This is a genomic window from Ruegeria sp. BI11 (genome assembly GCF_056538005.1).
The window spans coordinates 1-1772 of record NZ_JBQFSM010000048.1 but is presented as its reverse complement, the minus strand read 5'-3'; the positions used below and the strand labels follow the sequence as shown (position 1 = coordinate 1772).

General features: G+C 58.5%; 1 protein-coding gene. It reads right to left on the bottom strand.

Going from position 1 to position 1772, the window contains the following annotated elements; genetic code table 11:
- Positions 1 to 1772 (bottom strand): beta strand repeat-containing protein (locus tag ACR0DT_RS24980; RefSeq protein ID WP_480713336.1); only part of this gene is annotated, 1772 nt, incomplete at both ends.

Below are 1772 nucleotides of genomic sequence, written 5' to 3'. Positions count from 1 at the left end.
CGGCATCGGAATACGCCAGAATACCTTCGGCATTGCTGCCCGTGGTAGAGATATCGCCCGTCACCATTACCGTCACCGCGCCGGCATCGCCATCGGCATCGGAATACGCCAGAATACCTTCGGCATTGCTGCCCGTGGTAGAGATGTTGCCCATCACCGTCACAGCCACCGCGCCCGACGTCGCGTCGACATAATCATCGGTATAGGCTGCGGAATGCGCCTGTATCCCTTCGGCATTACTGCCCGTGGTGGCGATGTTGCCCATCACCGTTATGGCCACCGCGCCCGATGTCGCACTGCCATCACCACGGGCAACGGCAACGGAAGACGCCAGAATACCTTCGGCATTGTCCCCCGTGGTGGCTATGGCTAAATCGCCCGTCATCGTCACCGTCACTGTGCCCGATGTCGCATCGCCATCGTCTCCAACATCAGCATCGGAATACGCCAAAATTCCCTCAGCCCCGTCCCCCGTGGTGGTAATGTTACCGGTTACTGCCGCCGTCACCGCGCCGGATAGCGCGTCACCACCGCCATCGGCTTGAGATGATGCAAAAACCCCCTGAGCATCGTCCCCCGTGGTTGCTAAATCGCCCGTCACCATTGCCGTCACTGTGCCCGATGTCGCATCGCCATCGTCTCCAACATCAGCATCGGAATACACCTCAACCCCATCGGCGTCAGTTCCGGCAGTAGTTATATCGCCCATCACCGTCACGGCCACCGCGCCCGATGTCGCATCGCCATCGTCTCCAACATCAGCATCCGATGATGCAAGAACCCCCTCGGCATCGTCTCCCTTGGTAGAAATATCCCCCGTCACCATTGCCGTCACTGTGCCCGATGTCGCATCGCCATCGTCTCCAACATCAGCATCCGATGATGCAAGAATCCCCTCGGCATCGTCTCCCTTGGTAGAAATATCCCCCGTCACCATTGCCGTCACCGCGCCGGACACCGCGTCGCCAAAATCATCGGCTTCGGCATTGGAAACCGCACTAATGCCTTTGGAACTGTCTCCCGTGGTGGAGATATCATCAGTCGTCGTTACCGTCACCGCGCCGGATGTCACCGCGCCAGAAAAAAAACTATAGGCATTGGAAACCGCACTAATGCCGTTGGAACTGTCTCCCGTGGTGGAGACACCCGTCGCCGTTACCGTCACCGCGCCCGATATTGCGTTCGCGCCATTGGCATCGGATAGGGTTTCAATCCCCTCCGCACGGCTTCCCTTTGTAAAGATGTGCCCCGTCATCGTTATAGTCACGTCGCTAGACGTCGCGGTGTCAAAGACAGAATAGGCACTGGATTGCGCACGAACCCCTTCGGAATCGTCTCCCGCGGCAGCTATATCCCCCGTCACCATTGCCGTCACCGCGCGGGACGTCGCGGTGTCAAAGCCAGAATAGGCACTGGATTGCGCCTGAATACCATCGGCCCCCTTCGTGGTGATGGAAAATGGTCCGCCCTCCCCATCTGTTGTGTCACTGATGATGGTTATGGCACCGCGAGAGGTGAAACGTATCCCAGCTACATTTTGGGCAGGAACGATATTCCCAGCGATGTCGTTCACATAAAGCGTGGTGTATCTGCCAGCATTGTCCACCAACACACCAGTGGACACATCACCGCTGCAGCGAAGGACGGTCCCATCACCCGAAACGCTGCATTGAGCATCCGAAGGCACAACCTGCGAATGCGCGCTTGTAGCGCCCCCGATGGCGATGCCAAGCCCCAGAGCCATACTGGCAACACGTCCGGAAACGGGCGCA